Source organism: Acinetobacter sp. YH12136, from assembly GCF_013418545.1.
Classification (GTDB): domain Bacteria; phylum Pseudomonadota; class Gammaproteobacteria; order Pseudomonadales; family Moraxellaceae; genus Acinetobacter; species Acinetobacter towneri.
Genome location: NZ_VPBV01000054.1, coordinates 1 through 5,471 on the forward strand (window position 1 = coordinate 1; position 5,471 = coordinate 5,471).

Sequence of the window (5,471 nt, forward strand, 5' to 3'; positions counted from 1 at the left end):
AATGGCAGTGTGTGGAGTGTGGTACGCTCCATGATCGGGATGTAAATTCCGCACTGAATATTCTTGCGCTCGGGCATGAGCGTCTAGCAGTAGGAATCTCCGTCCTTTAGGTCGGGGAGGATGTCAAATTGAAAGATTCGTCAATTGAGTCATATCAGCCAAAGATCAAAATTCGCTAATCTTAGCTTGATGAAAAGTACAGTGCTACAAAATTGAAGGTTTGAATCAATTTTGACCAGAAAAACAAAAAATGGAAGGAACTATAAAATGAAACAATGGACGCAAGCTTTATTATTCGGTGCAGGCTTGTCTTTAGCCGCCAGTGCAGTGCAGGCTAAGCAAGTGGTCTGTGTATTCGACTTGGTCGGTAAAAACGGTGATGTCTATAACTTAATGCAAGACTATCAATTGGCGGCCAAAAACTGGGGCGCAGAAATTGAGTTACGCGTAGGTCAAAACGAAGGCGTGATTGCAGAAGATTTTAAAGCAGGAAAATGTGATGGTATTAGTGTGACGGGCATGCGTGGTCGTCAATTTAACCATTTTACAGGCTCATTAGATGCAATTGGTGCGATTCCAGATTTAAAACTGGCAGTTAAAGTCATGCAAGGTTTGGCGAGTCCTGCTTTTGCCAAATATATGCGCAATGGTCAGTATGAAGTCGCAGGTGTCATTCCTGTGGGTGATGCCTTTTTGATGGTGAATGACCGCAGTATTAATAGTGTCGCCAAAGCCGCGGGGAAAAAAATTGCTGTTTTAGATTATGACCAAGCGCAAAAAATTATGGTACAGCAAATTGGTGCGCAAGCAGTAAGTGCCGATGTCACCAATTTTGGCAGTAAATTTAACAATGGTCAGGTCGATATTATTGGTGCGCCTGCTGCAGTATTCCGTCCTTTGGAACTACATAAAGGCTTAGGCACTAAAGGCGCGATTGTGAATTATCCAATTTTACAGGTCACGGGCAATATTATTATCCGCCCAGATAAATTCCCTGCAGGTTTTGGGCAAAAATCACGTGAATGGGTGAAAGGGCAGTTACCACGTGCCTTTGGTATTTTAGGCAAAATGAAAGCCGATATTCCTGCAAAATATTGGATGCAAGTGCCTGCAGCAGATCAACCGGGTTATCAAAAAATGATGCGTGAATCGCGGATTGATTTAACTAAACGTGGTGTTTATGACAAACGCATGATGAAATTATTGTGGCAATTCCGCTGTAAAGAAGCGCCAACCAATTTTGAATGTGGCTTGCAGGACGAAAATTACAAATAATTGGAGAATCTTGAGGTAATTACTCAGAATTCACTTTAATTCTGCATCACCGTCCCAATATTGAGTATGCTATACTTGATAAGTGGTCTTTTTGCAGAAAAGACATCTGAATTGTACCTGAGGAAAATCCATCATGAATGCCCAAGCACTTGAGCTCACCGACAACGCTGCTAAAAAAGTTCGCCAATTGCGTGACAGTGAAGGTAATCAAGACTTAATGCTACGTGTATATGTGACAGGTGGCGGTTGTTCAGGATTTTCTTATGGCTTTAACTTTGCGGAAAGCCAAAATGAAGATGATGCAGAATTTGTGAATGGCGATGTAAAAATGCTGGTCGATTCACTCAGCTATCAATATTTAGTTGGCTCGGTAGTGGACTATATTGAAGGCTTGGAAGGTTCGCGTTTTGTGGTACAAAACCCGAATGCAACCACGACTTGTGGTTGTGGTTCTTCATTCTCAATCTAAGTATGATTTAAATATTTTTGAGTATCAGCATCTGAAAAAGTAGATTGATGCACTCAAAATGATCAAAGCCTTTCCTATATAGAAGAGGAAAGGCTTTTTTGTTGCTACTGATCTGGTTTAAAAGTGCATCCTTAAACCAAAGTCATGGTACCTAAAATGCGATCACCTTTAGCCCCTGTGACCGCAGGTAAATTGCCACTTAATTGCTGACAAAAACGCATTGCCAACCAAGCAAAGGCGGTGGCTTCGACCCATGTTGGGTTTAGCCCTAAATCGGCTGTACTTTGTACAGTCCATTGATGTTTGCGCAAACGCCAGCGCAATTGCTCTAGCAAATAAGAATTATAGGCACCACCGCCACAGACATAGACTTCACCTGTATCCATGCCTGAACGATAAATGGCTTTTTTAATCGCGCGGGTGGTGAGCTTTAATAAAGTCGCTTGAATATTTTCAGGATTATCTTCCAGCTCGTCATATTCCACATCATTGCGCCAATCGGCAACCTGTTCATCTAGCCATTCCAAGTTAAAGTCTTCGCGCCCTGTACTTTTGGGTGGTTCTTTAGAGAAAAAAGCATGGGCTTGTAAACGATCTAACAAGCTGCGAATCGGATGTCCATACGCAGCCCAATTGCCATTTTCATCATAAGGTTGTCCTGTGTAACGCTCACACCAAGCATCCATTAAAATATTGGCAGGCCCTGTATCAAAACCCGATACTGCTTCGGGCTGTCCTGCAGGCAACAAACTGACATTGGCAATGCCGCCTAAATTTAAAATTACCCGATGAATACTCGGATGTTGGAATAAGTTTTGATGGAAAGCGGGCACTAACGGTGCGCCTTGTCCGCCTGCAGCCATGTCACGACGACGAAAATCTGAAATTACAGGAATTTGGGTGATTTCGGTGATGATGTTCGGATCACCAATTTGTAAAGTAAAAGCATGTTCAGGACGATGACGAATGGTCTGGCCATGCGAACCAATCGCTTTAATTTGAGATTTATCCAGTTTATTTTTTTCAATCAGGCTGTTAATACCATGTCCAATCATGGTGGCTAAAGCCACATCTGCTTTGCCCATGCGGTCAATTTCATTGTCACCTGGCAAAGTCAGTGCCATGAGTTCGTCACGTAAATCGGGATCAAACGGCAAAGTCAGGGTCGCGTGGAGTTGCAGTGGATCAAAAGAAGCAGCAACAAGATCGACACCATCCATACTTGTGCCCGTCATTACCCCAATATAGATCGCTGTCATGGTTATTCTATAGCCTGCAATATGCTGAAAAAGTGTTAGTATATCGCACAAATTGAATAACTGATGTGTTTGGATTTCGTGATGTCAAATTTCCTGCCGGCTGAAGAACAACTTGCTCTCATTCAACGAGGCACGCATGAAATTATTTCTGAAGAAGATCTTCTAAAGAAATTAAAAGAGAATCGTCCTTTAAAAATTAAGGCGGGGTTTGACCCGACTGCACCTGATTTACACTTGGGGCATACGGTATTAATCAATAAATTAAAAGTATTCCAAGACTTAGGTCACGAAGTATTTTTCTTGATTGGCGATTACACTGCCATGATTGGTGACCCAACAGGTAAAAGTGCTACACGTCCGCCGTTGTCACGTGAAAAAGTCTTGGAAAATGCCAAAACGTATCAGGAACAAGTTTTTAAAATTCTTGATCCAAATAAAACCAAAGTGGTGTTTAACTCTGAATGGTTTGCAACAAAAACTGCAGCAGACTTAATTCAGTTGGCATCGCAGCAAACCGTAGCGCGTATGTTGGAACGTGATGACTTCACCAAGCGTTATAACAACCAGCAACCGATTGCGATTCACGAATTTTTGTATCCGTTGGTACAAGGTTATGACTCGGTGGCATTACAAGCCGATGTAGAATTGGGCGGTACAGACCAGACCTTTAACTTGTTGATGGGACGTACCTTGCAAGGTCGTTATGATCAGGAAGCGCAAGTTTGTATTACTGTGCCAATTCTTGAAGGCTTAGATGGCGTGAATAAAATGTCTAAATCTTTAGGCAACTATATTGGCGTATTTGATGCACCGGGTGCGATGTATCAAAAAGTCTTGTCGATGCCTGATAGTCTGATTGAGCGCTATTTTGAGTTACTCAGCTTCAAGTCGATGGATGAAATTGAAATTTTGCTTAAAGAAATGGCAGAAGGTCGTAATCCGCAAGAAATCAAAAAGATTTTGGCACTCGAATTGGTTGAGCGTTTCCACGGCAGCGAAGCTGCAGCCAATGCGCATAAAGGTGCGGGTAATATTATTACTGAAGGTGAATTACCTGAAGGTACGCCAGAAGTGACGATTTCACGTGCTGAATTTGGTGGCGAATTATTTATTGCTTCTATTGTACGTGCTGCAGGTTTAACTAAAAATGCTGCGCAAGCCAAAGATGCTGTGGCACGTGGCGCAGTGAAAGTAGATTGGAATGTGGTCGATGCGGGTTTCTCGGTCAAAGAAAACGCAACATATATTATTCAGGCGGGTAAAAAAGCCATTGCCAAAGTCACATTTACGGACTAGATCCATTCTAAGTGATTGAAATAAAAGCAGGCTTCGGTCTGCTTTTATTTTCTGTTTGGTATATTAATTATATGAATAAGTAGATTCAAAAAAAACCTTATAAAAACAACACTTAAATTTTGCCAAGCAGCTTGCATTTTTGCTCAGTTATGTATAAGATTTACCCATCTAGACACAGTGTACAAAACAGATCTAGAGGGTACTTATAACTATAGCTCCACAATTTACAAGTCCCTTCCCCAGGGGACTCTTTTTTTTCGTATAACTATAATAACGATATATGGATCGCATATAGATTCAACTCCGAGGGAGAGATTTTGGGAGAGATCTCTTTCTTTTTTTTGCCTCTAGTTTTGTTGTATTTTATATCTAAAGGTAAAATGTAAGATTACTTCTCTTTGTTTTATAAAAATTTTCTTAAAACTTTAAGACCTAAATTCAAAATTCAAAGCTAAAGCTACTTTTATACGGCAAAACCTCTTGTAGGTAGTGTATGTGGATGGCGCGATCTAAACTTGTTGAATAGAGGAGTAGACTCATTCGACTTGAAATCAATAATGTAAATGCTGAACACCAACTTTTAATCAACGGACAAGACCTCCACACTGATATGAAATCAATGATAGGTACGCCGTATGTAGGAATATGATTCTGGATAATGCAAAAGCATTTTTAACTGAGATGTAAAATTTTTTTAGATATCATAAGACAAAAAGAATTGTATACATTGGCAATCGTTGATTACAGCCTGCAAAACTTGACCGATTTGAGCCCATAAAAGTATGGATAAAAAAGCCCTCTTTACTTTGTAGATGTGAGTTTTTATTTAAATTTGATGAAAAAATAGCTAAAAAATTAAAAAACCAAGTATTTTTGTAGAAAAAAAATACATACGTGAAAAATATCCTAATTTGGGGCTTGCAAAGATTTTGAAATCCCCTAGAATGCACACATCCCGACGCGAAACAGCCTACAAACTTAGCTCACAGGGTTAAGTTGTAGAGAATTTTTTGCGTTAAAATTTCTACTGACGAGGTAGAAGTTGAGATCATTAAGAGATTATGAAGAACAACTTGTGTGGATTTTTACTGATTGATTGATCGAAAATATTTCATTGATTGATTGGTTTAAATTACTCGAAGTTTATTTGAGCGAAATTTAAGTCAGAAAAT

At 40.1% G+C, this 5,471-nt stretch carries 5 protein-coding genes; 4 read left to right on the plus strand and 1 reads right to left on the minus strand.

What is annotated here, in order from left to right:
• The 3 genes from FTU71_RS14230 to erpA all read left to right on the plus strand — a co-directional run.
• Positions 1-110 (plus strand): transposase (locus FTU71_RS14230; protein ID WP_179990606.1); only part of this gene is annotated, 110 nt, incomplete at its 5' end.
• A 157-nt stretch (positions 111-267) separates the two neighbouring features.
• Positions 268-1,275, plus strand: coding sequence for a putative solute-binding protein (locus FTU71_RS14235; RefSeq protein ID WP_131261901.1), 1,008 nt, complete (start codon positions 268-270; stop codon positions 1,273-1,275).
• A 133-nt stretch (positions 1,276-1,408) separates the two neighbouring features.
• Entirely contained in the window at positions 1,409-1,744 is a 336-nt protein-coding gene (gene erpA / locus FTU71_RS14240) for an iron-sulfur cluster insertion protein ErpA (RefSeq protein ID WP_004969742.1), read from the plus strand.
• A 131-nt stretch (positions 1,745-1,875) separates the two neighbouring features.
• Here the strand turns inward: erpA and FTU71_RS14245 are convergent, their stop codons facing one another.
• The gene (locus FTU71_RS14245) at positions 1,876-3,003 is read right to left on the minus strand and encodes an anhydro-N-acetylmuramic acid kinase (protein WP_004969740.1); all 1,128 of its coding nucleotides are present in this window, start codon (positions 3,001-3,003) and stop codon (positions 1,876-1,878) included.
• Positions 3,004-3,066: 63 nt separating this feature from the next.
• Between FTU71_RS14245 and tyrS the strand changes: the two genes are divergently transcribed.
• On the plus strand, positions 3,067-4,299 hold the full coding sequence (gene tyrS / locus FTU71_RS14250; RefSeq protein ID WP_162164701.1) for a tyrosine--tRNA ligase: 1,233 nt from the start codon (positions 3,067-3,069) through the stop codon (positions 4,297-4,299).
• The last annotated feature ends 1,172 nt before the right edge of the window (positions 4,300-5,471 follow it).